The sequence below is a fragment of the uncultured Alcanivorax sp. genome (assembly GCF_947258575.1).
GTDB lineage: Bacteria > Pseudomonadota > Gammaproteobacteria > Pseudomonadales > Alcanivoracaceae > Alcanivorax.
On the sequence record NZ_CAMYIV010000006.1, the window covers coordinates 1 to 22,594 of the forward strand.

A 22,594-nucleotide genomic window follows, 5' to 3' on the forward strand; every position below is an offset into this window, starting at 1 on the left:
GCGACGAGCTTCATGTGACCAAATCCACGATATCCGCCTGGGAAAATGGCCGTGATTCGCCCGGATTTCGTTTACTGCCGAAGTTGAAGGCGGTCCTCGGTGTATCGCTGGATCATCTGATCTGCGGTGATCCGGTCGAGGGTGCCTCAGAGCTGAATTCCAAGTATGACGCCCAGGTACGCAATGACGCCGAAGCCCAACTGCTCAAGGGCTACCGGCGCCTGTCCGTTAAGCGCCGCCAAGGTCTGCTGGCTATGATTGATTAGCCTGCCTTTTTCCGGCCAGCTTCTGGCTGAGTCCCTGTGCCGACTGCGGTTGAGCATTGCCCGGTGGGGCCGAGCCTTCCGGCACGAACTCCTCCACGACCTGTAACCCTTCCTCCTCCGAGTACTCGAACTGAGTGTTGAGCAGGCCGGCATGGGCCACCTTGTCCAGCTCTGCTTGGTTGATGCCTTGGTTTTCCCTGACCTTGGCTGTTTCCCTCGCGTGGCTGACGGCATCCTCCATGGATTGCTCAGCCCGCAGCGTCAGATCCACGTAGTAGATTGGTGCTCGGTGGCTCTGGGTAGTGCTCTTCCCGCGCAGCTTCAGCTCGAGGGGCAGGGTGGCTAGGTTGCCGCCAGAGATGGCATGGAAGTAGCGTAACCGGGCAGCCAAGGTGCGGATGCTGTTGTAGCCGGTGGTCCGGAACACGAAGCAGCCCAGTTCATCCTCTTCCCCGATTCGTACGTACAGACGCCCGTAGGGTTTGCACAGATCGTGGGCGCCGAATTCGCATAGGTCGGGTGACGGGCAAGGCAGTTGCTCCAGGCCCTGGTCGGTGCGGCGCCGACAGATCTCCCCGTCGCCACTACATAGGGGGCGGCCACTCTTGCGCTCGAAGAAGGTGTACTCCGCCCGCAGGTTAAGGTCCGGATCATTGAAAGGCAGGGTGACGGGAATGCTGCGCAGCTTCTTGCCTTGTACTTCCTGACGTAGAGCCTCATCCAGCGGGTGCGGTAGCCAGCCCTCCCGGGTCTGGATCTGGGTGGTGATGGTGAATTGGTCGTCTTTCTCCGGCAGACGCTTGCCGTTCTTTTCTACCATGCGGCCAATACTGATACGGCCAATCACGGGGGGCGTAATGGCGAGTCCTTTGATCATGGGAATCTCCTGTTATAAAAAGCACAGCCGCCGGGCTGGGCCCGGCGTTTATGCTGTTAGGCGTGGCGTGTTGAGTGGGGGGATGGTTGAACGATCAGGCGTTGGGCTTGACCAGGAACCGGCGACTGCCGGCCCGATGCTTGGGGAATTGCTGCAGTAGCGCGGGCTGAGTCTTGAGCAGGGCGTCAGTATCGAGCACCGTACTGTCCTTGCTGCGTTTCCAGCTCACCTGGCCATCCAGGAAGTAAGCCCGAGCGGCGTCCCCCATGCGTTGCTGGATGCGCTGCTTGAGCCTTGCTTCCCGCTCGGCCAGACGGGCCAGTCGCTCCCGGATATCCAGCATCTCACTGAAATCACCGTTGAGTGCGGTGTCTTCAATGAGATCCAGGGTTTCGCCATCATCACGAGGGTAGAGCGCCCGCAGCGCCTGGTCGGCGGAGTCGGAGCCATCGGCCTCGGGTGGCGTATCGGTTTCCACCAAGTGCCAGAAAGCCCGCTCCAGCTCGATCAGTTGCTTGATGACGGCTTCATCCCGCTCGATGCGATGCACCTGCAACTCCTGCCCGCAGATCAGTACCGCCACGTCCGCTGCCTGCTTGCCGGTGACGGCCAGTTGATGCTGAACCTGGCACTGGATGTACTCCGGTACGCCATCGGCCCAGAGCCGGGCACCATTAAGGCCAGTGGTTTTGCACTCCAGGATCTGCACCTCTGGATTGCCCACTACCGAGTAATCCAGATTGGCCAGCATCCAGGACTTGTCCGCATCCGGGTGCTGGAGTACGGCATTCACTCGCCGCACCTTGTTGCCTGTCGCCTTGGCATAGGCCTCGGCCACCTTGGGTTCAAGAAGATTGCCCCAGTACAGCGGGGTATGGATGTCGTCCGGATCGGGGGCCGGTAATAGCCCATCCCGACCGGTCTTGATCATCCACAGCTCCAGGGGCGACTGATACGGGTTGAGCCCCACTGCCGCAGCGGCATCGCTGGCGCCGATACCTTGTTTGCGGACCTTGAGCCATTGTTCCCGGTTCATGCCCTTGGTGGACACCAGGCGCAGGGCCGGACGGGATGAGGGTTTGATGGCGCGGGGCGTGCTCATGAGTGACCTCCTTCCAGTTGGGTCAGCCGCTCGGTAAAGCGATCATGGAGATTGATCAGCCGGTGGGTCTGGGGCGTCTGATCCGTCGGGATCTCATGACTGCCGCCCTGGCTGAAGAAGGTGACCACCAGATCGGTGATCATCTGCTGGATGTCAGCTTGGGATGGAAAATTGCCGTCATTATCGAGCAGATAGGTACCGAGCTGTTCGCCCAGAATGGACACCACCTCGTACTCGAACACCCCAGGAAACCCTTGCGGGCCGTACCAGTAGGGTTGCACCTGTTTCCAGATATCGGGAATGAAGTCACACAGGGTGCGGATCAGCTCGATACAGCCATTACCCCAGATCTCCAGAAGCCGGGTGCCGCGCTCCTTGTTCAGCATCACCCCTTCATGGAGAAAGGCACCCCAAATGGCGGCCAGATGCGGTGAGAGGGGTGGCGCAGAGAGTCTTGATTCCCGGGTTACAGGACTATCGTGATTGCGTTCTGTCATGGTCAGGCTCCAAACAATAAAAAGCCCAACCGGCACAGAGCGGGTCGGGCTTTAGTCGAGGGAAAAGAGTGAGTCGGGAATCAGTCAGGCCACCAGTTCCAGGGTCTGGCTCAGGGCCCGCTGCTTGATCTGGGCACCCTTGCCGAACCAGGCGGAATCCAGCCGGTTGTCGGTGCTGCGGGCGCGTCGTTCGTGGTCCACGAACTCGGTGACTGCATTGAGCAGTCCGTAGGCCGTGTTCTTGGCAGACGGTAGCTCTGCACCGCGACCGGCGCCCTCATACAACGCCATGGCCTTCTTCATGGCCTGTTCGTTGGGCTTCACCAGCATGTCACCAGAGGCGTAGTTCACATCGGTGAAGACCGAGCGCATGACTTTCTCGGCGGTCTTGCGGGTGATGCGCCGCTCGCTGAGGGCCTTCAGGCGATACATGAAGTCATCCCAGGCGGAGACGGAGATCCCCAGCTGTTTCTTGACGGCCTGGGCATCGAAGGTGGTGTTGTGGCGGACTTTCACCGCCTGGCCGGCGCCATTCAGGGCTACCGCCAGGGTGTTGTTGCACACCACCCGGATGCTTGTGAACTGGGCAGTGGTGGCCAGGGTGCCGTCACAGGCAGTAGCCAGAAGCACATAGCCGTTGGTCTGGTCATCGCCTGCCAAGGAACCCGTTTGCCCGGTGCGGGCCAGCGCCCAGAGCTTGCGGCCACCTTTAAGGACGCCAGCGGTTTCCAGCTCAAAGCCGGAGCGCTCGGTGAGATCCCGGTAGAACTCCAGGATCTGCCGGGGCTGAACCACCTTGAAGCGGTTACTCACTACGGACAGAGGCGCCTGATTGTCTGAGCGGAACAGCACCTTCTGATCCGGGAAGGACGAGATCTGGCCGAGGGCGCCGGCCTCGCTGCTAATGAAGCGGACAGGGGTTTCACGGATCTCCCAGTCCATGCCGGCTTCTTGCATCCAGACATTGAGAGGTTGTTGGGCAGCGAGCTGGTTGCCCAGCCCGTGCCAGGGGGTACGGCCTGCATAGGCCATGCTTTCGACAAGGTGTGCCATGGTAATTCTCCAAGAATAACGCTGAGCCCGAAACGGGCGGATTAACGAATGAGAAGAGGGGTGAGTCAGGGGTAGAGCAAAAGCCCAAGAGGGGCGGTTCAGAGCCAGCCACGCTGGGCCAGGCTGACCCACTCAGAGCGAGACACGACGAAGTGATCTAGTACTCGCACATCGATCAGGGCCAGAGCGTCCTTCAGCCGGGTAGTGATGGTGCGATCAGCCTGGGAGGGCTCACAGCATCCGGAGGGATGGTTGTGGGCGAAGATCACGGCAGCGGCATTGCAGGCCAGGGCCTGCTGTACCACCACACGGGGATACACCGCAGCACCATCAATGGTGCCGTTGAACAAGGACTCGAAACTGAGCACCTTGTGCTTGTTGTTGAGAAAGATGGCCGCGAAGACCTCGTTCTTCTCCTGGGCCAGGGCCATCTGCAGGAACTGGGCGACATCGGTGGGTGCAGTGAGCGCCTCCCGACCGGTCAGCTCATCCAGCAGAATGGTGGCAGCGGTACTGACAATCTCCTCAGGCTTCACGCAGCCCTGTACGTGGTACAGGCCCTGCTCGTTCTTTACGAAAGTGGGAATATCCATAAAAACTCCAAAACGGCATAAAAAAGCCCGCACAAGGCGGGCCCTGGTATGCAGTGAAAAGGGGATGTGCGAAATACGGGTCAATCGGTGTCGAGTCGAAAGGCGTGGCCGCAATCCAGGCACTTCAGGTTGTCGAGGAAGGTCTGGTCGAGCTTATCACCGAGGGCAGCGCCAGCCTCACCGCCAGCTACTCCCCCTATCAAACCGCCAATCACGGCACCGGCTATGCCGCCGAGCAGAGATCCTCCAGGGCCTGCGACATAGCCCAGTGTCATGCCCACACGGGCACCACTGGTGGCTGCAGCTACGCCACTAGCGGCACCAGCAGCTGTGCCGACGGAACCACATACCCTGCGTCCGTTGTGGAGTGCTGATACCCGGATAGATTGGCAGCTGGGACATTGAATGATCATTAAACCTCCATGAGATGGGTCAGGAAGGTCATTCCTCCCTGGCTTCGTGGAGGTGATATGTGTCTGAAAAAATCTTGGTTAACGTTGGTTGTTGATCTTGGGTATCAATCAACGTTTATTTGCGAAGGGCATACTGTTTTACCCCTTAATCAAAACTGGGGTTGCCATATTAGTTGTCTTTCCAAAGCCACTTTTGGATTGCTTTCCGGTTTCCTAATACAACCTGCTGGGCTATGGCCTCACGGTGATGCTGATCATCCAGTCGTAGAAGTTGCACGATGTAATTAGCCATGGCTGCCCGACACGTAACGGCCAATACGCCACTTGTCATGCCATAGTCACGAGCAATCACGGCCTGCTGAGCCGGCGATAGTCGTGGGTCGGGAATGATTTCTAGCGTTAGCGTTTGCTGCCAGGCGGTATCCTGCTCTGGGCCATGCTCTCCAGCTAGACTGATGTCCGGTTTATCCTGAATCCTGCTAAGCACAAAATCCCGATAGCCACTATTTTTTTCGCACCAGGCACGGACATGCCAGCGCAGACCACTGTGTACCACTGTGTGGGGCTGGATGACCCGATATTCCGGTTCCGGATTGCTCAAGGAAGCGTACTGGATTTCCACGCGTAGTTTATCGCGGCAGGCCTGGAGAATCGGGCGCAGCACACTCGGGTGTAGGTCACGAGAAGGAGGAAGCAGCACTTCGGTATTGAGTTCGCGCACATCCAGGGCCTCAAAGGCACAACTGAGGTCCTCCCGGGCATGCATCATCTGAAGGTACTCATCCGCCACGCCCCGTGTGAATACGGGCTTGAAGGTGCTGGCGGGCTTGTACCCCTTCAGGGAGCGGTCGTATTCCAGGTTGCCCGGCGCATATTCAGCAAGATAGTGGTTAATGTCCTTGCTGGCCTGCTGTCGGCCAATGCCAAATGCTCGCTGAAGGTGGTTGGTGGTCAGCCGCCCCTCCCAGAGGGCGATCACCTCGATCAGTCTATAGCGCAATAACAGATCCCAGCGCAGCGGCCAGTCTGCCGCGTTTTTACCCGCAGTCCGTGCCATGGATATGCTCCAAAAAGCGATATGTGCCAAAAGGCGACGTGTTCATGTATTCAGTATCGACATGACGATAATAAGTAAATAGCCTTTGGGTGTCATCATGGACGAGACAAAAGCGGCAGGATGCCGCATCTGACTTAGGGAAAAGTGGCGAAGGAGAAAATAATGAAAGTCTATGCACTATTGATGCTGGTCCTGGCGACCATGGCCATTACAGGCTGTTCCGACCCCACCATTGATGCCTCCAGTGAGGCCAAGATGAAAGAGTCTGTGGCCAAGGTTCGGGAGTCATTGCCCGAAGCGAAGCGGACAGATTTCGATCAGGCGGTTCAGTTGATCGCCTTCAGTCAGATCGATATGAAGAGCCTGTTTGCCAATGGCGGTGCCGATGCCGGTGATGTGGAGGGCAAAATGCGCGAAGCCCTGAACGGCAAGACGGCGGAGCAGGTACTGGCCCAGGCAGAGCAAATTCAGGCCGAACGCAAAGCTCGGGAGAAAGAGCAAGCACTGGCCGAGATCCGCGAGCTAGTTGCCAAGCGGGACAAGGCTGAGCAGGCCAAACAGCAGCTGGACAAATTCCAGGTGGTGCGCTCCCGCTTCTATATGCGGGAAAGGCAATACCTTGGCGAGCAGCCGATCATTGAGCTAACGGTCAAGAACGGCACGGATCAAGCCATCTCTCGTGCCTATTTCTCCGGCACCATCGCCAGCCCTGACCGGAGTGTGCCTTGGCATGAAGACCAGTTTAATTACAGCATTTCCGGTGGCCTGGAGCCTGGCGAGGAAGCTACCTGGACGCTGGCACCGAACAGTTACTCTGACTGGGGCAAAGTGGATGCCCCTGCAGATGCTGTCTTTACGGTGATGGTGGAACAGCTGGACGGGCCGGACGGCGAAGCCCTGTATTCCACCAGAGACTTCAGCGAGCGAGATCGTAACCGCTTGGCTGAGCTAAAAAAGCAATATGGAGTTGATTAGACCGGCCCCCCTGCATCATGGGATGCCTGATGCAGGGGGGTAATAGGGGAGAAGGAATGTGTAGAGGGGAGGCACTCATGATTCTTTGTGATAGCCTTTCCAACACGATGAATAACCTTCACAAAGCACCAAAAAAGGTGGCGTGGAGCCAAAATGATATTGGCCGGATAAAAGAGGGCTGATAGGGGGGAGTTGGCAGCAACTCAAAGGGCCACGAAGGAGCCTGGTGCTGCCTTGGCCTTATATGTCGGGCCAAGCAGGGGAAAAGGGATTTATGAAGTCTGTTAATTTCGAGTTTCTACGCCCGGCCAATGAGTCGTTGGCCGAAGTGGCGGGTTTGGCCGAGGCAGTCCTGCATATTGATCCCGGCAGCGCCCTGACCAGGCTCAGGGGCTTTGCAGAAGAGGTCACCAAGGCCATCTACAAAGAAGAGCTCCTTCCGCGCCTGCCTCAGGCGAGTTTCTACGAGTTGCTCAAAGACCCGGTGTTCACTGCCTGTACCAGCAAGCCGCTGGTCTACCAGATCAATGCTTTGCGGATTCAGGGCAATGAGACCGCTCATGGTGCCAAGGGCTCGGTGAGGGATGCCAAACTGGCATTGGGTATAGCGCACCAGCTCGCCATGTACATGGCAATCAAGTATTACGGGAAGAAGAAGGCAGATATTCCCGACTTCCAGGAAATCCCGGATCAATCCGCTGCGCTTGGCGAGCTAAAGCAATCGGTTAGTGCTTACAAGGAAAAGCTGGAAGCCCGGCAGGAAGAGGTAAAGGCTCTCCTGGATGAGTTGGATAGGGAGCGGACAAAAAATGTTCAGCATATCGATCCGCCCCAGCCTGTAGAGCAAAAAGAGAAGCACCAGAAAAGCCAGGCGGTTGCCGATAGCCTGCAGTGGAACGAGGCCAAAACCCGCAAGCAGCTCATTGATGTAATGCTCACCAAGGCAGGCTGGGATGTGGATGACCCGGAGCAGGTTGGTCAGGAAGTCGAAGTGGACTTCCCCAATAACCCCTCAGGCAAGGGCTATGCCGACTACGTGCTATGGGGCGATAACGGCCAGCCCCTGGCCGTCGTGGAAGCCAAGAAATCGGGAAACACCAGCCTGCAGGCGGGCCGCGAGCAGGCCCGCCTGTATGCCGATGCCTTCGAGCGCATGGGCTATCAGCGCCCGGTCATCTTCTACAGCAATGGCTACGAAACTTTCATCTGGGATGATCACCAGTACAACGCGTACCGTCAGGTCTACGGTTTCTATAGTAAAGACAGCCTTAATTACCTGATTTACCAGCGCCACTACCGCGCCGCCGAACTGGAGAAGTTCAACCCGGAGCTGCGCATTGCGGATCGCCCCTACCAGATTGAGGCCATCAAGACGGTTGCCGCTCACTTTCAAGGCCAGCGCCGCAAGGCCTTGATCATTCAGGCCACGGGCACCGGGAAAACCCGAGTGGCCATTGCCCTGGGCGAGCTATTGTTGCGCACCGGCTGGGCCAAGCGTGTGTTATTCCTTTGCGACCGCAAGGAGCTACGAATTCAAGCGGATGATGCCTTCAAGCAGAACCTGCCCAGCGAACCGCGCTGTGTCATCGGCGAAACCAACCAGATCGACCAGAATGCGCGTATCTACATCGCCACCTATCCCGGCATGATGAATCGTTTCGCGCAGCTGGACGTGGGCTTTTTCGACCTCATCATCGCCGATGAATCCCACCGCAGTATCTACAACAAATACCGGGATCTGTTTGACTACTTCGATGCCCTGGAAGTGGGGCTCACCGCCACCCCGGTGAAATTCATCAGCCGCAACACCTTCGACATGTTTGGCTGTGAAACCACCGACCCCACCTTCGAATTTGGTCTGGATGCGGCCATCAACAACGAACCGCCGTACCTGGTGCCGTTCCGGGTCAAGGATCTCACCACCGACTTCCTGCGTGATGGCATCCACTACAACGACCTGGACGATGAACAAAAGCAGCGGCTGGAAGACGACCTGGGAGAGGAAGAAGCCCGCAACACCACCATCGCCGGCAAGGACATTGGCCGTAAGATCTTCAGCGAAGATACCGACCGCATCATCCTGGAAAACCTGATCAATAACGGCATCAAGGATGAAACCGGCTCCCTGGTGGGCAAGACCATCATTTTTGCCCAGCGCCAGGACCACGCGGAGCACCTGGAAGCGCTGTTCTGCAAGCTCTACCCGCAATATGGCACCAAGGTATGTAAGGTCATCCACAATAAGGTTCCCCATGTAGATAGCCTGATCAAGGAATTCAAGAAAGCCGACAACGACTTCCGCATCGCCATTTCCGTCGACATGCTCGACACCGGCATTGATGTCCCTGAAGTGGTCAACCTGGTCTTCGCCAAGCCGGTCAAATCCTGGGTCAAGTTCTGGCAGATGATCGGTCGCGGTACCCGTCTTTGTCCGAACCTGTTTGGCCCCGGAAAGGATAAAACCGAATTTCTGATCTTCGATCATTACAGCAACTTCGATTTCTTCGAACAGGAATACAAAGAGCCGGAAGACACCGGCGGAAAATCCCTGCTGCAGACCACCTTCGAGGCCCGTCTGGATCTGGCCGAAAGTGCACTCAAGAACAGTAATGCTCCAGCCTTCGATGCCGCCATCGCACTGCTTCAGGCAGACATCAACGACCTGCCGGAAACCAGTGTTGCCGTAAAACGTGAACTGCGTCTGGTACACCAGCTTCAGCAAACCGATGCCCTGAAGAAATTCGAGGCCACTACCCGGCATAAGCTGGTCGAGACGCTGGCTCCCCTCATGTCAGCCAGAGTGCTGCGAGACAAGCACGCCACCGCGCTGGATAAGCTGATCGCCAGCATCCAGCGCTGTCTGGTGGAACAGGCTAGTTGTTTTGAAGATGGCCGGGATGAATTCCTGGCCGAATTGGACAAGTTGGCGGTGAATATCCAGGCCGTCCGGCAGAAAGATGCCCTGATCGCCGACGTACGCAGTGCAGACTTCTGGCAGCAGCCCAGCATCGAGAAACTGGAAAAGGCCCGCAGCGGGCTGCGCGGCATCATGAAATACAAGCAATCCGGCGGAACAGGCGGCTACACCACGCCTTCTACCGGTACGTCTGATGGTGGAGTAAAGGAAGGGGAGCGGCAAGTCACCATCGCTGGTGCCAATGAAGCTATGATCTACCGCCGCCGCCTGAAAGGCATTCTCGATGACATGCTGGCCGCCAACCCGGTGCTGCAGAGAATCCGCCAGGGTGAGCCCATTGCCGTGACGGAACTGGAAACGCTCACCTCCACCATCCTCACCAGCCACCCCGGCGTCAGCCTCGAAGTCCTTAACGACTTCTATGGCCGTACCGCCGACCAACTGGCTGTCACCGTCCGAGAAATCATCGGGTTGGACCCGCAGGCAGTGGAAAACCACTTTAAGCAGTTTCTCCACCAGCATCCCAGCCTCACTGCCCAGCAGGTGCGTTTTATGAACCTGCTCAAGAACCACATTGCCCAGCATGGCTCCATCGTCGTGGACAAGCTCTACGAGGCACCGTTCGACAGCATCTCCCATGAGGGCATCGACGGCGTCTTCAGTCCCGAAGATGTGGATGACCTCATTGCTGTGCTGAAACCCTTTCTGCGCCAGGATGATGCGCATTGATTGACCAGGAATAAGGACGAAGGATGCTCTGGAACACCGAACAAAGCGTGGTAATGGCGGTTGCAGCCGTGGTCTTTATCGGCGTGGGCTATTTGCTGGCCGCCCTGAAAGCAGCAAAACGGGTTGCCGCGCTGGAAGGCCAGCTCGATCAGGGCAACGCGGACCTTCAAGAAACCCGGGAACAGCTGGCACAGGCCCAACAAGAAGTCTCGACGCTAAAAGCAACCACTCACCAGCAAGAACTGGAAATGAGCAAGCTGACTTCCCTGCTTGCCACAGAGCAGGGCCGTGTTCAGGAACGCCAAACACGCCTTCAAGAACTCCAGACCCAGTCAACATCAGAGCTGCAGCAGGCGCGGGACGAATTGCGAACCATCCGTGATGAAAAACACCATGCAGAGAAAAGCCTGGAAGCGGCCCAGTCCGATATCCGTGCCAGCGAGAAACGCCTGGAGGACGCCAATTCCCGCATTCAGGAGCTGAAAGACCAGGTCACTGAAAATGCACAAGCCCATAAGGCCTTGAATGAGCGCTACCTCAGCCTGAACAACGAGCACACCGAACTGAAGACCAACCTGGAGCGCAAGGAAGAGCACTACAAGGAGCAGTTGGAACAACTGGGCGAGGCGCGGCAGTCCCTCACCAAGGAATTCGAGAACCTGGCCCACAAGATCTTCGAGGAAAAGGGCAAGACCTTCACCGATACCAGCAAGGCCAGCATCGACGTGATGCTCAAGCCTTTCCGTGAACAGATTGAAGGTTTCCAGAAGCGCGTCAACGAAGTGCATGAATCCTCCGTGCGTGGCCAGACCGAGATGAACGGCAAAATCCGTGAAGTGCTGGAAATCGGCATGAAGATGAGCGCCGAAGCCAACAACCTCACCTCGGCTCTCAAGGGCGATTCCCAGCAGCGCGGTGCCTGGGGCGAAGTGCAGCTCCGCCGCACCCTGGAAATGAGCGGCCTGATCGAAGGTGACCATTACGACGCCCAGAGCGAGTTCAAGGATGCTGAAGGCAAGAGAAAGCGCCCGGATTACCTGATCAAGCTGCCGGACGGCAAGCACATCATCATCGACAGCAAGGTATCCCTGGTGGCCTATGACAAGGCCGTCAGCGCGGAAACCCCCGAAGAGCACCGTCTGGCCATGGATGAACACGTCAAAGCCATCAAGCGCCATATCGATGATCTGGAAGGCAAGGATTACACCAACCTTATCGGCATGCGCAGCCCCAGCTTTACCCTCATGTTCATGCCCATCGAGCCCGCCTATATCGAGGCCCTCAAATACGACAAGGGGCTGTTCGAATACGGCTACAAGAAGAACATCGTGCTGGTCTCCCACACCACGCTCATTCCCATCCTGCGTACCGTTTCCAACCTGTGGATGATCGAGCGTAGCAATGCGGAAGCCCGCGAGATCTCTGAAAAGGCGGGCGAGATTTTTAATCAGGTTTGCACCGTGGCAGAGCGGCTCAACAAGCTGGGCGGCACCCTGAAAACCGTCAGCAGCCACTACAATAACACCATAACGGCACTGGCGGGGCAGCAGGGCCTGTATGGGAAAGTGGAGCGTTTCGGCCAGCTTTCTACCAAAGTTAGCAAGTCACTGCCAAGTCTGGAGCCTGTGCACACCGATATTGAATCCGAGCGCCTTGCCTTGATCGTAGAGCCGCTGGAAGAACCAGAAGAGCAAGATGAGGAAACAACCGCTCAGGGCGAATCGATAGACCAGATCAGCGACCAATCACACACAGATGCTGACGAATCAGCAGATGAAACACCGAATCAAGAGATCAACTAAATGCTCACAGGCCAGCTGAAAAACGACATCGACAACCTCTGGGAAAAATTCTGGACCGGGGGCATCACCAACCCCCTCACGGTTATCGAGCAGATCAGCTACCTCATGTTCGCCCGCATGCTCGACATGCAGGAAGAAGTAGCAGAGCGTAAAGCCGCCCGCAGCAAGAAGGAGTTCGACCGCCTGTTCCCGAACACCCCGGAAGGCCAACTGCTGCGCTGGAAGAACTTCAAGAACCTCAGCGGCAAAGAGCTGCACAAGCACCTCAAAAACGCGGTCTACCCCTATTTCGCCAGCCTGGGGCAACATGCAGAAGAAGAGGGTCTGGGCAGCGAAGGCAGCGCCACCCAGGCGCTGGGCCACATCGGCGAATACATGCAAGACGCCGATCTGGAGATCAAGAACGAATCAGTACTGGTCTCCGCCGTGGAAATGGTCGATAACCTGCCGCTCACCCAGAGCGACGTGAAAGGCGACATCTACGAATACCTGCTCAGCAAACTCACCACCGCCGGTATCAACGGCCAGTTCCGTACCCCGCGCCACATCATCGATGCCATGGTGGAGCTGATCGACCCGCAACCCACCGATATCATCTGCGACCCGGCCTGCGGCACCGCCGGTTTCCTGGCCCGCACCATGGAATACCTCAATCGAGTGCATTCCAGCGAGGCCGGCACCTTCGAAGACGAAGAGGGCAACAAACACTACACCGGCGACCTGCTGGAACCCTACCGGGAACACATCAACAAACAGATGTTCTGGGGCTTCGACTTCGACACCACCATGCTGCGCGTCTCCAGCATGAACATGATGCTCCACGGCGTAAACGGCGCCAACATCCTCTACCAGGACAGCCTCAACAAATCGGTAAAGGAAAGCTACCCGGAACAGGAAGAAGACTTCTTCGACATCATCCTCGCCAACCCGCCGTTCAAGGGCAGTCTGGATGAAACCAACACCAACCCGGATGTGCTCGGCCTGGTCAAAACCAAAAAGACCGAACTGTTGTTCGTCGCCCACATCCTCCGCGCCCTCAAGCTAGGTGGCCGCGCTGCCGTCATTGTGCCCGATGGCGTGCTGTTCGGCTCCTCCAAGGCGCACCAGCAACTGCGCAAGGAACTCATCGAGAACAACCAGCTCGAAGGCATCGTCAGCCTCCCCAGTGGCGTATTCAAACCCTACGCCGGTGTCAGCACCGCCATCCTGCTCTTCACTAAAGGCGGAAGCACCGAACGTGTCTGGTTCTACGACCTGCAAGCCGACGGCTACAGCCTGGACGACAAGCGCACCCCACTGAAAGGCGAGGGCGGCAATGACCTGCCAGATGCCATCGTCAAATGGAAACAATACAGGGAATTGGTGGAAGCCAACGCCAGCGACAAGAAAATAGAAAAAACCTTTGGCGACAAGACCCGGAAAGCCTTCATCGTCAACGCCTCCGACATCGCCAGCAACAAGTACGACCTCTCAATCAATCGCTACAAGGAAGTGGTGTACGAAGAGGAAGAATACGAAGACCCGAAAGTGATTCTCAAGCGGCTAATGGCGCTGGAGGAGGACATCGTGGGGGATTTGAAGGATCTGGAGGGGATGCTGTGAGTTGGCCTGTGGTTGCGCTGGGTGATCTCGTGGATATTCGTGGCGGCGGAACACCAAGCAAGCAGAAACCTGAGTATTGGGGTGGCGCGGTACCCTGGGCATCGGTTAAAGATTTTAGAGGGGCTGAGCTAAATGAAACTACGGATTATATTACTACGCTTGGTGTAGAGAAGTCGGCTACGAATATCATTCCGGCTGGGAATATTATTGTCCCGACACGTATGGCTCTTGGGAAAGTGGCCATTAACACTGTGGATATGGCCATAAATCAGGACCTAAAGGCCTTGATTGTGAGGAATGAGAAGGTTCTAGATAAGAATTATCTGAAAAGATTTTTAGAAGCAAAAGCAGATTTTATTGAAGGGCACGGGAAGGGGGCGACAGTAAAAGGCATTACCCTTGATGTATTGAGGAAATTGGAAGTACCTGTTCCCCCCATCCGCGAACAAAAACGCATCGCCACCATTCTCGACAAAGCCGACGCCATCCGCCGCAAACGCCAGCAAGCCATCCAACTCGCCGACGAATTCCTCCGCTCCGTGTTTCTGGATATGTTCGGTGATCCGGTTATTAATCCGAAGGGGTGGGAGGTTAAGCCCTTAAAACAGCTCGCAAGGGTGACTACCGGGAGCACTCCGTCGAGAAAAGAAGAAAGATTCTATGGTGATCACATCGAATGGATTAAGTCAGACAATATCAACACGCCTTGTCACTTTTTAACCAAGGCTTCTGAAAGTCTCTCTGTAGAAGGAAAAAAGGTGGCGAGAGTTGTTGGCTCGGGTTCGATATTAGTTACATGTATTGCGGGAAGCTTTGACTGTATTGGCAATGTGGCTTATGCAGATCGTGAAGTAGCGTTCAATCAACAAATAAATGCACTTACACCTTTTAATGGTGTAAGAAGTTGGTTTTTATATGCTCTCATCATTTTTTCAAAAAAGCATATCCAGTCGGCATCAACAAACTCAATGAAAGGAATGGTGAGCAAAGGAAAAATGGAAGAAATTCCTATGATCTGCCCGCCGCTATCAATCCAGGATGAATTTCAAGAAGTCTTTCTCAAATTTCTATCGCTGACTGATCGTTTGGATCGTTCTTTTGCTGGGGCGACGGATGTTTTCGATTCACTAAGCCAGCAGGCTTTCTCGGGCGAAATATAAGGAGGGAGTATGATCGGCGAAATCAAGATCAATCCACCGGTAGCAACCTATTCAAATCCGGCAACGCTCGGCGATCTGCGCAGTATCAACTATATTTTCGGTGCCAATGGTACCGGGAAAACCACCATCAGCCGCGTGATTGCGCAAACTGAGGGACATAGTCATTGCCAACTGGTATGGCAGGGTGGTGCTCCCCTGGATGTGATGGTTTATAACCGCGATTTTATTGACAGAAACTTTAATCAGGATAGCCCGCTACAAGGCGTATTTACCCTTGGTGAGAACCAGGTTGAGGCAGAGCGTGAGATCGCGCGATTGCAGCCAGAAATAGAGAAGGTTGACGACCAAATAGCCAGTCTAAACAATCAGCTTGATGGCGAAGATGATCAGCCTGGTAAACGAAATGAGCTAGCAGACCTCGAACCTGAATTGCGTGAAAAATGTTTTAAGCAGAAGCAACTTCACGATGGGTATTTTCAAGAAGCATTTAGCGGCGTACGCAGCAATGCTGAAAAATTCAAAGAAAAGGTTTTGAGTGAAAGGGATTCGAACAGTGCGGAGCTGCTTACACTGGATGAATTAAAAGAAAAGGCCAGAACGGTTTTTTCAAAGGGCCTAGAGAGAGCGTCACATCCTGCGGATCTGGAAGTGGGAAATCTCGTACAATTGGAGTCCCATGGACTACTGCAGAAAGCCATCATAGGTAATCAGGACGTCGATATTGCTGCTTTAATTGAGCGTCTTGGGAGTAGTGATTGGGTGAAACAAGGCCTCAAGTACCATGAGCAAGACCCGGAAACCTGTCCATTTTGCCAACAGCCCACAGACCACCATTTTTCCGAGAGCCTGGCGTCATTTTTTAGTGATGCCTATGATAACGACATTCGGTCATTAAAGGCACTTCAAGCTAACTACCAGAGAGCGGCCGAGCAGTTACTGGCTGCTATTCAGCGCAATGTTGAGTTAGGTAACCCTTTCTTGAACCTGGAGCTGTTCAATGCCGAAGCACAGGCTTTGTCTGAACGGATTAAGGGAAATCTGGGAGTTCTGGACAAAAAGCTGGCCGAACCAAGTCGAAAAATCCAGCTCGAACCTGTTGAGCCATTGCTAGCACGACTGGAAAAGACAGTGTCTGATGCAAATGACGCGACCTCTAGCCATAACCAAACGGTGGCGAATATAGCGACAGAGAAGCAGAGGTTAACCTCCCAGGTCTGGCGCTATGTGCTCAACGAGTTAACGGACGATTTGTCGCAATATCAGGAAAAAAGGGATCAGTTGAACCGGACAATTCAAGGCATGGAAGGCAGCCGGCGAGAAAAACAACGGCGGCGTAGAGAGCTGAAGGAGCACATTGAAGAGCTCGAAAAGCAAACAACGTCAATTCAACCAACGATCACGGCGATCAATGAGTTGTTGCATAAATTTGGCTTTCATTCGTTTCATCTTGGAGAGGCTGATGGAGGCCGCCACTATCAAATTGTCCGTGATAATGGTGACGATGCCAGTCGCTCGCTGAGTGAGGGCGAAAAGACTTTCATAACCTTCTTATATTTCTATTACCTCATTAAAGGTGCTCAATCCCCCTCAGGGATAACTACCAACAGGGTGGTGGTATTCGACGACCCCATATCTTCACTGGACAGCGATATCCTGTATATCGTCAGTAGCCTTATCAAGGGTGTAATGGAGGAAGTCAGAAGCCAAACTGGGCGGATCAAGCAGCTGTTTTTGCTCACGCACAACGTCTATTTCCATAAGGAAATCACTTTCAATCGAGTGAGGCCCTTAGATCGAGTTCTCAATGAGGAAAGCTTTTGGTTGGTTAAGAAGCAGCAGCAAGGTTCAATTCTCGAGCGTTGCAGTTCCAATCCGATACGTTCGGCCTATGAGCTGCTTTGGGAAGATGTGAAGTCCGCCAATGTCTCAAGCATCAGTCTCCAGAATACCCTGCGGAGAATATTAGAGAACTACTTCACCATGTGGGGAGGCATGGGGAAAGACGAGATCTGTGCGTTATTCGAGGGCCGGGAAAAGCTGATTTGTCAGTCGCTTTTTTCTTGGGTCAACGATGGTTCTCACTCTATCCATGATGACCTTTACATCAATCATGGCGAGCAAAAAAATGAAGCATACCTTCGTGTCTTCCGTAGCATTTTTGAAAAGGCCTGTCAGTTAGGCCACTACAACATGATGATGGGAGTGGCCAACGATGATGGCAATCAACAGGATAGGTTGGCTGTCAACTCGGAAGATGCCTCATGAGAATATCCATACAGCACAATAGCGCCTACATCATAGAGTTTGATCAGCTTTCTGTTAGTGGGCGCGAGGCGGCAGGTGCGTATGCCTTCAATTTAACTTTGCGCGGTAGCCGTCAGGCATGCAGTGCTCCAGTAAGCATTTTCGATATTAGCCTGAGCCTTTCCCTTTCCGATCCCGTTAGGCCGTTGCTCACCGCTGCTCCAGCATCGAATCGTGTGGTTCAGTGCCATAACTTCGCTAATAACAGCGAGCAGGTTAATTTTGAGTTTGTGTTAACTAAGGGGCAAGTAAACGCGATTGAAGACTACCGCCAAGAGCAAGACTTGAAGCTAAACGTGGGCTTAAGGGCCTTAACCACATCGAGTGACGGCCTGCTTCCCAGCTTCGATTTGGCAGACGTTGTTATACCTAGAGAGCATTGGCTTAACGCTCTGAAAAGAGCCGGTTTTAGGAAGACGGTGCTGTTTGAAGTGCCGCTACCCTCAGTTTCTGATGAGCTAGAAAGCATTATAAGTAAGGCGCAGGAGTTCATCGAAACCGGCCATTACAAGGATGCGGTCATGCAATGTCGTCATATCATCGAGTCGATAGAGGAGCTGCGAGATGACAAACGAGAAGCTGCGGAGGCAAATCGTAAGGCTCATGGGAGTTCGCGCAAAGACATGACGTCCATCGAGCGTTTGCTTAGTCTCAGAGAGCAGTTGAAGAATGTATGTCAACTTGGGGGGCACGGAAGGGAGGCGTTTACACGATCCCAGGCACTTTCCGTGCTTGGAATGACAATGGCCCTCATTTCTGAGCCCACTGTCGGAGCTTCAGTCAATGTGACTCCAGAAGACGCTGAGCGGGGTGAAGTGTGAGAATAACTGGTGTATCGCTTACCAACTTCAGGTCGTTTGGTGAAACTCAGACCATCGACATTGCTCCCGTCACCCTGCTCTTTGGGCCCAATAGTGTTGGCAAGAGCACAGTCCTCATGTCGCTCGCTTACATCCAGGAGATTCTAGAAAACGGCCATTGTGACCCCAAGAGGCTCTTCTCTCTTGGTGACAAGCCTGTAGGGGGATTTCGGTCTCTTGTGTTCTCTCAAGACCTTGAGAGGCCCATAAAGATCCGGATTGACTACGAAGCAGGTCAGACCGTTTTTGGTGATTATGCATCAGAGGTTGAAGAGCTTGCTTCTCATCTCGGGCTTTCCTTCCTATTAATGCCGGATATTGGCGGCTCCATCAACAATGGAGCGATTGAGGTCGAGGTAGCATGGTCGAAACAATTCGCCCAAGCGTATGTTCGTCACTACCGGACATGGATCAACGGCAAGTTTGTTGCCCAGGTGAGTTCCAGTGAAGACCTGAAAAATACGCGGGTATCTGAATTAAATACGGATCATCCAATCCTGCAGCCTGAGGCTAATGAAGAGTGGTTAGAAGAGCAGAGCTACAGTCACACAATAATGCAGGGAGAATATTTGACGGCATTTGAAGAAATCATTGATGGCTTAAACCCGAACTCAATGCCATTAGGTCTCTCAAAAATCCCGGAGGGGATAACTACCCATTCCAAGCGGCTTGGGGACATAGCGCTGACATGCCGGTATGGTGCGATTCCTCTCCTTGGTCGTCATGTCGATGTGCGATTGGCAGGGAAAGATATAGATGATATGGAAAAGCATCTTGACTATCTGGTCGTACGGGACACCCTGTCACAAATTTTGGTCGAGCCGCTTGATTGCCTGCTGGCATTGCTAAAGGAAACAGTGTTTATCGGCCCGCTCCGAGTTATTCCTGGCAGTGATTATACGCCCAACCCCTATCCCGACCAATCTGACTGGGTAGATGGTGCAGCTGCATGGGACCTGCTTTCAAGGAACCCTAATCGAAATAAAGATGCCCAGGCCCTGATTAAGAAGACCAGCGAATGGCTTTGTCAGTCAGACAAGCTGGATGCTGGATATGAAATTGTTAATAAGTCTATTTCGGAATACGCAGGTTTAGGGAGGCATCCGGATTCCTTGGGTTTTCTTGAGCAGCGACATGTCTACTTCAAGGACTTAAAAACCGGGATTAACCTCTCCGCTAGCCAGCTGGGAACAGGTATTTCCCAAGTTCTTCCAATCGTAGTCGCGGCATGCTCAGAAAAACCTGGACTGGTCAGTGTTGAACAGCCTGAACTTCACATTCATCCTCGCCTCCAAGTTGAGCTTGCTGATGTGCTTTTAAACTCAAAGAACAAACACTCATATCTAATTGAGACACATAGCGAACATATTGTTCTAAGGCTTCTAAGAAGGATTCGTGAGAAAGAATATTTGGGTATGTCAGTAAGTCCAGATGATGTCAGCATAGTTTACTTATCTCCAACGGCTGATGGTGTTGTCACCAAGAGAATCAACATCACTGGAGATGGCGATTTTGAGGAAGATTGGCCAGACGGCTTCTTTGATGAAAGAGACGAGGAGCTTTTTTAATGTACAAGGAAGTCTCATTTGATCCTTCTTGCATGGGGAGCATGGAGTACTATGGACTGATTAAGCAGCATTTTGGATATGACCATGGCCGCTACATATCCGTTGAGGTTAAAGCGTGGGCAAAAGAGGCTATGAGGTACGCTCAAGATGCTGACTTGCCTCCAGTTAAAAAGCAATCGATTAAAAACTTTCTTAATAAAGCATATAGGTCTCCTGTCAAGAAAGAATATTTCTTTCTTTCTGAGGATAGAAAAGGTGTATCGGGAGGTGGTTGGTTTGACTGGCATGTTGAGCAGGAGAGAGTGAGGCCCTTCTCATTTGTGATTTCTGAGTCTGACCGTATAGACGGTATTACTGTTGATGATATTAACTCAGATTGTGAAGAGTGGCAGGTAAGTCGGTCGCTTTCAGTTGATCGAAATGAAAAAGATATCGTGGCTCCGCTAGTCTCTTTAATGGTGATTAGCTCTTCGCTTACCTTGCTTGACCCTTACTTCATTTTTGCAGATAACAAAGTGGTATCTGAGCTTTTTACTAACGCCAAAGCTCTTGGTGTTTCCAGTATTCGCTTTGTTACATCTATGCAGACGCCAGGAGCAGAATCAATCTTTGAACGATGCTACAAAGAAAATATGCCTAATGACCTGTCCATGTCTTGGGTTGTGGTGCCTGATAAGTGCTTCCATGACCGCTATGTTATAACCGAGGCAGGGGCGATTAGGTCCGGACAAGGGTTTATGCCGGCCACGAAAAGAGGTGTTCACGCTGACAAGGCTAACTATAACTCGATTTCAAAAGTCGAGGCCGCCGGAGTGATTTCTGAACTTGATGAATTGATAAAATCAGGAAAGGCTGAGGTGGTGTTTGAGGTCTGATTACGATCGTGCGGTGATAATATGAAAATTGACAATTTTCTTGGATACCCCCCCACCCGATTGTTCACCCCGACAAGCCCGGCATTTATCTGGCGTGCATCGAGTGCGATGGCGCCATGTATCACAGCTCCGTCTATGCCCGTGAGCGCGACAATATCCGCCGGGGTGTGCTGGAGGGACTGGGTTGGACCCTGTTTAGGGTACGTAGTGTGGTCAACTATCCCCGGACAGTAATTAAAGATGGATTAGTGTTGGGTCTCTTACCTAACCAGAATGTGTAGCATTTAGTGTAGTCGTTCAGTCTAAATACTTCGAAACAGCCTTGGTTTCTGCCTTTGAGACCTTTGTATTATTGGTGTTTATCAATAAACCTATTCTTTGACTATTTTTCTTGTAAATCTTTGATCTCTGATGTATCGATTTATCTGCCATTAAGAAAATTCGATCTATATTTAAAATTCGAATTTGTAATAGGGATTCGATCAACAGGGAGCTTTCAATCTCGTGCCAGGATCTTGGCTGCAATAGGTGAGGTGATCATCTGAATCACTGCAAAAAAAGCGGCTGGGATCGCTATTTCAGAGGGTAATCCGGATGCGGCTACAAAAGCAGCTGCGATGCTGAATTCTTTTTTACTTACAGTAAAAATATATGTAATGACTTCTTTTCGGTCAATGGTTATCAATCGTGATGCCATTCCTACTAGATAACCAATCAGGTTCAGCAATAAGGCTGCGCCAGCAATCACAAAAGCGTACCAGCCATAGCCAATGATAGTCTCTGCGTTGGGGCCGACTACGGCTAGCAATATCAAAAGATATATAATTGATCCAAGCCCGGCATAAGCGGAATCATGTCGTCCAAAGAACGTAGGAAATCCTGTGCGTAAGCTCACACCTATGATAGTTGGGATGAGAACAATCAAGACCAGTTCGAGAATGATCGAACCGAGCGGGACTTCCAGTTTTATGCCTGTAAGCCATAGAAAAAGGAAAGGAACTATAAAAGGGGATAGCGCAGTGTTAACTGCATTAAAAACGGCAGCAAGGGCAATATTGCCTCGTGCCATCAGTACGAGGAGAGGGGACGATACATCTGTTGGCAGTGTGCCAAGTAAAGTCTGGCCTGCTGCCAGTGAACCGCTCCCAAAGAAGAGGCGACCCGTTAGCAACCCGGCAATCGACATTGGACCATAAACCAGGATCAGTGCCAAAAACTGCCTGGATGGTTTACGAAGTACCAATCGCACATCATGGGCGTCGAACGTCAGGCTGATAACAAGCATTAACAATGCAAGTAATGGTCCTATGAATGATGCAAAGAAATTCCCAGTCTCCGGTATTATTAATCCCAGTCCAGCTGCAACGATGACAAACCATACGAGGTGAGACTCAACGAAAGAGATTAGTCGGCTCATATTTCCAAGTTCCAATTGATGGTTTTTAACCGATGGCGGCGGGGCATTATCAGGTAATTTTTTTGAGCTGTTTTAGATGATTTCTGAGAGGGGGAGGCCCGCCATAGCCCCTTGAACTGAGCGTTTTGGCGGGCGGATCATAACATTAAGCGCCGATTGGCATCGGCGCTCATTCTTTCAGACTACAGAATCATCCTCTGCGCCATCCTCGATCCTGATGGCGCGATTGACGTCACTGACGAAGACGCGGCCATCACCACGCAGGCCCGTGTGGGCCTCGGACTTGAAGGCCTGTACAACCTCGTCCACGTATTGATCGTGGCAAACCACCTCAACTTTAACGTGTTTGACGAAGTCGGCGGCACCGTCAATCGGATTTGCCGCGCTGGTATGCACCTTACTGCGCCCAAAACCGCGCACTTCCGACACGCTCATGCCGGTAACGCCATCGATCCGATGCAGGGCTAGTGTTACCGCTTCCACCTTGTGGAGCTTGATGTAGGCTTTTATCTCTTGCATGTGACTAT

Annotated in this window: 20 protein-coding genes; 11 read left to right on the forward strand and 9 right to left on the reverse strand. The window is 53.3% G+C overall.

What is annotated here, in order from left to right; all coding sequences use genetic code 11:
* Positions 1-266, forward strand: a 266-nt coding sequence (locus Q0Y02_RS06575) for a helix-turn-helix transcriptional regulator (protein ID WP_297766162.1), incomplete at its 5' end; no start/stop codon positions are given.
* On the opposite strand, the gene Q0Y02_RS06580 is transcribed toward Q0Y02_RS06575, so the two are convergent.
* The 7 genes from Q0Y02_RS06580 to Q0Y02_RS06610 form a co-directional block, all read right to left on the reverse strand.
* Positions 253-1,143 (reverse strand): hydrolase or metal-binding protein, encoded by an 891-nt coding sequence (locus tag Q0Y02_RS06580; RefSeq protein ID WP_297766164.1) that lies wholly within the window; start codon positions 1,141-1,143, stop codon positions 253-255. The genes Q0Y02_RS06575 and Q0Y02_RS06580 overlap by 14 nt on opposite strands.
* 94 nt (positions 1,144-1,237) lie before the next feature.
* Complete coding sequence (locus Q0Y02_RS06585; protein WP_035246358.1) at positions 1,238-2,245, reverse strand: lambda-exonuclease family protein; 1,008 nt, start codon at positions 2,243-2,245, stop codon at positions 1,238-1,240.
* Complete coding sequence (locus Q0Y02_RS06590) at positions 2,242-2,742, reverse strand: hypothetical protein (protein WP_297766169.1); 501 nt, start codon at positions 2,740-2,742, stop codon at positions 2,242-2,244. The genes Q0Y02_RS06585 and Q0Y02_RS06590 overlap by 4 nt, the downstream gene beginning before the upstream one ends.
* An 84-nt stretch (positions 2,743-2,826) precedes the next feature.
* Entirely contained in the window at positions 2,827-3,795 is a 969-nt protein-coding gene (locus Q0Y02_RS06595) for a DUF932 domain-containing protein (protein ID WP_297766172.1), read from the reverse strand.
* 98 nt (positions 3,796-3,893) lie between these two features.
* Positions 3,894-4,388, reverse strand: coding sequence for a DNA repair protein RadC (radC, locus tag Q0Y02_RS06600; RefSeq protein ID WP_297766175.1), 495 nt, complete (start codon positions 4,386-4,388; stop codon positions 3,894-3,896).
* Between the two features lie 80 nt (positions 4,389-4,468).
* Complete coding sequence (locus Q0Y02_RS06605) at positions 4,469-4,801, reverse strand: hypothetical protein (protein WP_297766178.1); 333 nt, start codon at positions 4,799-4,801, stop codon at positions 4,469-4,471.
* Positions 4,802-4,970: 169 nt separating this feature from the next.
* Positions 4,971-5,858 (reverse strand): WYL domain-containing protein, encoded by an 888-nt coding sequence (locus tag Q0Y02_RS06610; RefSeq protein ID WP_297766182.1) that lies wholly within the window; start codon positions 5,856-5,858, stop codon positions 4,971-4,973.
* Between the two features lie 162 nt (positions 5,859-6,020).
* Here Q0Y02_RS06610 and Q0Y02_RS06615 point away from each other — a divergent pair, with 162 nt between their 5' ends.
* From Q0Y02_RS06615 to Q0Y02_RS16275, 10 genes are all read left to right on the forward strand, one after another.
* Positions 6,021-6,833, forward strand: a complete 813-nt coding sequence (locus tag Q0Y02_RS06615; RefSeq protein ID WP_297766185.1) for a DUF6694 family lipoprotein — start codon at positions 6,021-6,023, stop codon at positions 6,831-6,833.
* 274 nt (positions 6,834-7,107) lie between these two features.
* Entirely contained in the window at positions 7,108-10,479 is a 3,372-nt protein-coding gene (locus Q0Y02_RS06620) for a DEAD/DEAH box helicase family protein (RefSeq protein WP_297766189.1), read from the forward strand.
* 23 nt (positions 10,480-10,502) lie between these two features.
* On the forward strand, positions 10,503-12,281 hold the full coding sequence (rmuC, locus tag Q0Y02_RS06625) for a DNA recombination protein RmuC (protein ID WP_297766192.1): 1,779 nt from the start codon (positions 10,503-10,505) through the stop codon (positions 12,279-12,281).
* Positions 12,282-13,883, forward strand: a complete 1,602-nt coding sequence (locus Q0Y02_RS06630) for a class I SAM-dependent DNA methyltransferase (RefSeq protein ID WP_297766195.1) — start codon at positions 12,282-12,284, stop codon at positions 13,881-13,883.
* A complete protein-coding gene (locus tag Q0Y02_RS06635; RefSeq protein ID WP_297766198.1) occupies positions 13,880-15,043 on the forward strand; it encodes a restriction endonuclease subunit S in 1,164 nt (387 codons plus the stop codon). The genes Q0Y02_RS06630 and Q0Y02_RS06635 overlap by 4 nt, the downstream gene beginning before the upstream one ends.
* Before the next feature lie 9 nt (positions 15,044-15,052).
* Positions 15,053-17,308, forward strand: coding sequence for an AAA family ATPase (locus tag Q0Y02_RS06640; RefSeq protein ID WP_297766201.1), 2,256 nt, complete (start codon positions 15,053-15,055; stop codon positions 17,306-17,308).
* Positions 17,305-18,168, forward strand: a complete 864-nt coding sequence (locus Q0Y02_RS06645) for a hypothetical protein (RefSeq protein WP_297766204.1) — start codon at positions 17,305-17,307, stop codon at positions 18,166-18,168. The genes Q0Y02_RS06640 and Q0Y02_RS06645 overlap by 4 nt, the downstream gene beginning before the upstream one ends.
* The gene (locus Q0Y02_RS06650) at positions 18,165-19,775 is read left to right on the forward strand and encodes a DUF3696 domain-containing protein (protein WP_297766207.1); all 1,611 of its coding nucleotides are present in this window, start codon (positions 18,165-18,167) and stop codon (positions 19,773-19,775) included. The genes Q0Y02_RS06645 and Q0Y02_RS06650 overlap by 4 nt, the downstream gene beginning before the upstream one ends.
* Positions 19,775-20,650 (forward strand): hypothetical protein, encoded by an 876-nt coding sequence (locus Q0Y02_RS06655; protein ID WP_297766211.1) that lies wholly within the window; start codon positions 19,775-19,777, stop codon positions 20,648-20,650. Before Q0Y02_RS06650 ends, Q0Y02_RS06655 begins: the two co-directional genes overlap by 1 nt.
* Positions 20,651-20,709: 59 nt before the next feature.
* Positions 20,710-20,931, forward strand: coding sequence for a hypothetical protein (locus Q0Y02_RS16275; protein WP_366516910.1), 222 nt, complete (start codon positions 20,710-20,712; stop codon positions 20,929-20,931).
* Between the two features lie 215 nt (positions 20,932-21,146).
* On the opposite strand, the gene Q0Y02_RS06660 is transcribed toward Q0Y02_RS16275, so the two are convergent.
* On the reverse strand, positions 21,147-22,067 hold the full coding sequence (locus Q0Y02_RS06660) for a bile acid:sodium symporter family protein (protein ID WP_272974541.1): 921 nt from the start codon (positions 22,065-22,067) through the stop codon (positions 21,147-21,149).
* Positions 22,068-22,244: 177 nt separating this feature from the next.
* A complete protein-coding gene (locus Q0Y02_RS06665) occupies positions 22,245-22,586 on the reverse strand; it encodes a P-II family nitrogen regulator (RefSeq protein ID WP_272974542.1) in 342 nt (113 codons plus the stop codon).
* Positions 22,587-22,594 lie beyond the last annotated feature (8 nt).

What these genes read in the sequence shown, in the direction of transcription:
- Q0Y02_RS06620 (WP_297766189.1), top strand. Translation starts at nt 7,108, where the DNA reads ATGAAGTCTGTTAATTTCGAGTTTCTACGCCCGGCCAATGAGTCGTTG.
- Q0Y02_RS06580 (WP_297766164.1), bottom strand. Translation starts at nt 1,143, where the DNA reads ATGATCAAAGGACTCGCCATTACGCCCCCCGTGATTGGCCGTATCAGT.
- Q0Y02_RS06640 (WP_297766201.1), top strand. Translation starts at nt 15,053, where the DNA reads ATGATCGGCGAAATCAAGATCAATCCACCGGTAGCAACCTATTCAAAT.
- Q0Y02_RS06630 (WP_297766195.1), top strand. Translation starts at nt 12,282, where the DNA reads ATGCTCACAGGCCAGCTGAAAAACGACATCGACAACCTCTGGGAAAAA.
- Q0Y02_RS06595 (WP_297766172.1), bottom strand. Translation starts at nt 3,795, where the DNA reads ATGGCACACCTTGTCGAAAGCATGGCCTATGCAGGCCGTACCCCCTGG.
- Q0Y02_RS06610 (WP_297766182.1), bottom strand. Translation starts at nt 5,858, where the DNA reads ATGGCACGGACTGCGGGTAAAAACGCGGCAGACTGGCCGCTGCGCTGG.
- Q0Y02_RS06655 (WP_297766211.1), top strand. Translation starts at nt 19,775, where the DNA reads ATGTACAAGGAAGTCTCATTTGATCCTTCTTGCATGGGGAGCATGGAG.
- rmuC (WP_297766192.1), top strand. Translation starts at nt 10,503, where the DNA reads ATGCTCTGGAACACCGAACAAAGCGTGGTAATGGCGGTTGCAGCCGTG.
- Q0Y02_RS06590 (WP_297766169.1), bottom strand. Translation starts at nt 2,742, where the DNA reads ATGACAGAACGCAATCACGATAGTCCTGTAACCCGGGAATCAAGACTC.
- Q0Y02_RS06615 (WP_297766185.1), top strand. Translation starts at nt 6,021, where the DNA reads ATGAAAGTCTATGCACTATTGATGCTGGTCCTGGCGACCATGGCCATT.
- Q0Y02_RS06645 (WP_297766204.1), top strand. Translation starts at nt 17,305, where the DNA reads ATGAGAATATCCATACAGCACAATAGCGCCTACATCATAGAGTTTGAT.
- radC (WP_297766175.1), bottom strand. Translation starts at nt 4,388, where the DNA reads ATGGATATTCCCACTTTCGTAAAGAACGAGCAGGGCCTGTACCACGTA.
- Q0Y02_RS06660 (WP_272974541.1), bottom strand. Translation starts at nt 22,067, where the DNA reads ATGAGCCGACTAATCTCTTTCGTTGAGTCTCACCTCGTATGGTTTGTC.
- Q0Y02_RS06665 (WP_272974542.1), bottom strand. Translation starts at nt 22,586, where the DNA reads ATGCAAGAGATAAAAGCCTACATCAAGCTCCACAAGGTGGAAGCGGTA.
- Q0Y02_RS06585 (WP_035246358.1), bottom strand. Translation starts at nt 2,245, where the DNA reads ATGAGCACGCCCCGCGCCATCAAACCCTCATCCCGTCCGGCCCTGCGC.
- Q0Y02_RS06605 (WP_297766178.1), bottom strand. Translation starts at nt 4,801, where the DNA reads ATGATCATTCAATGTCCCAGCTGCCAATCTATCCGGGTATCAGCACTC.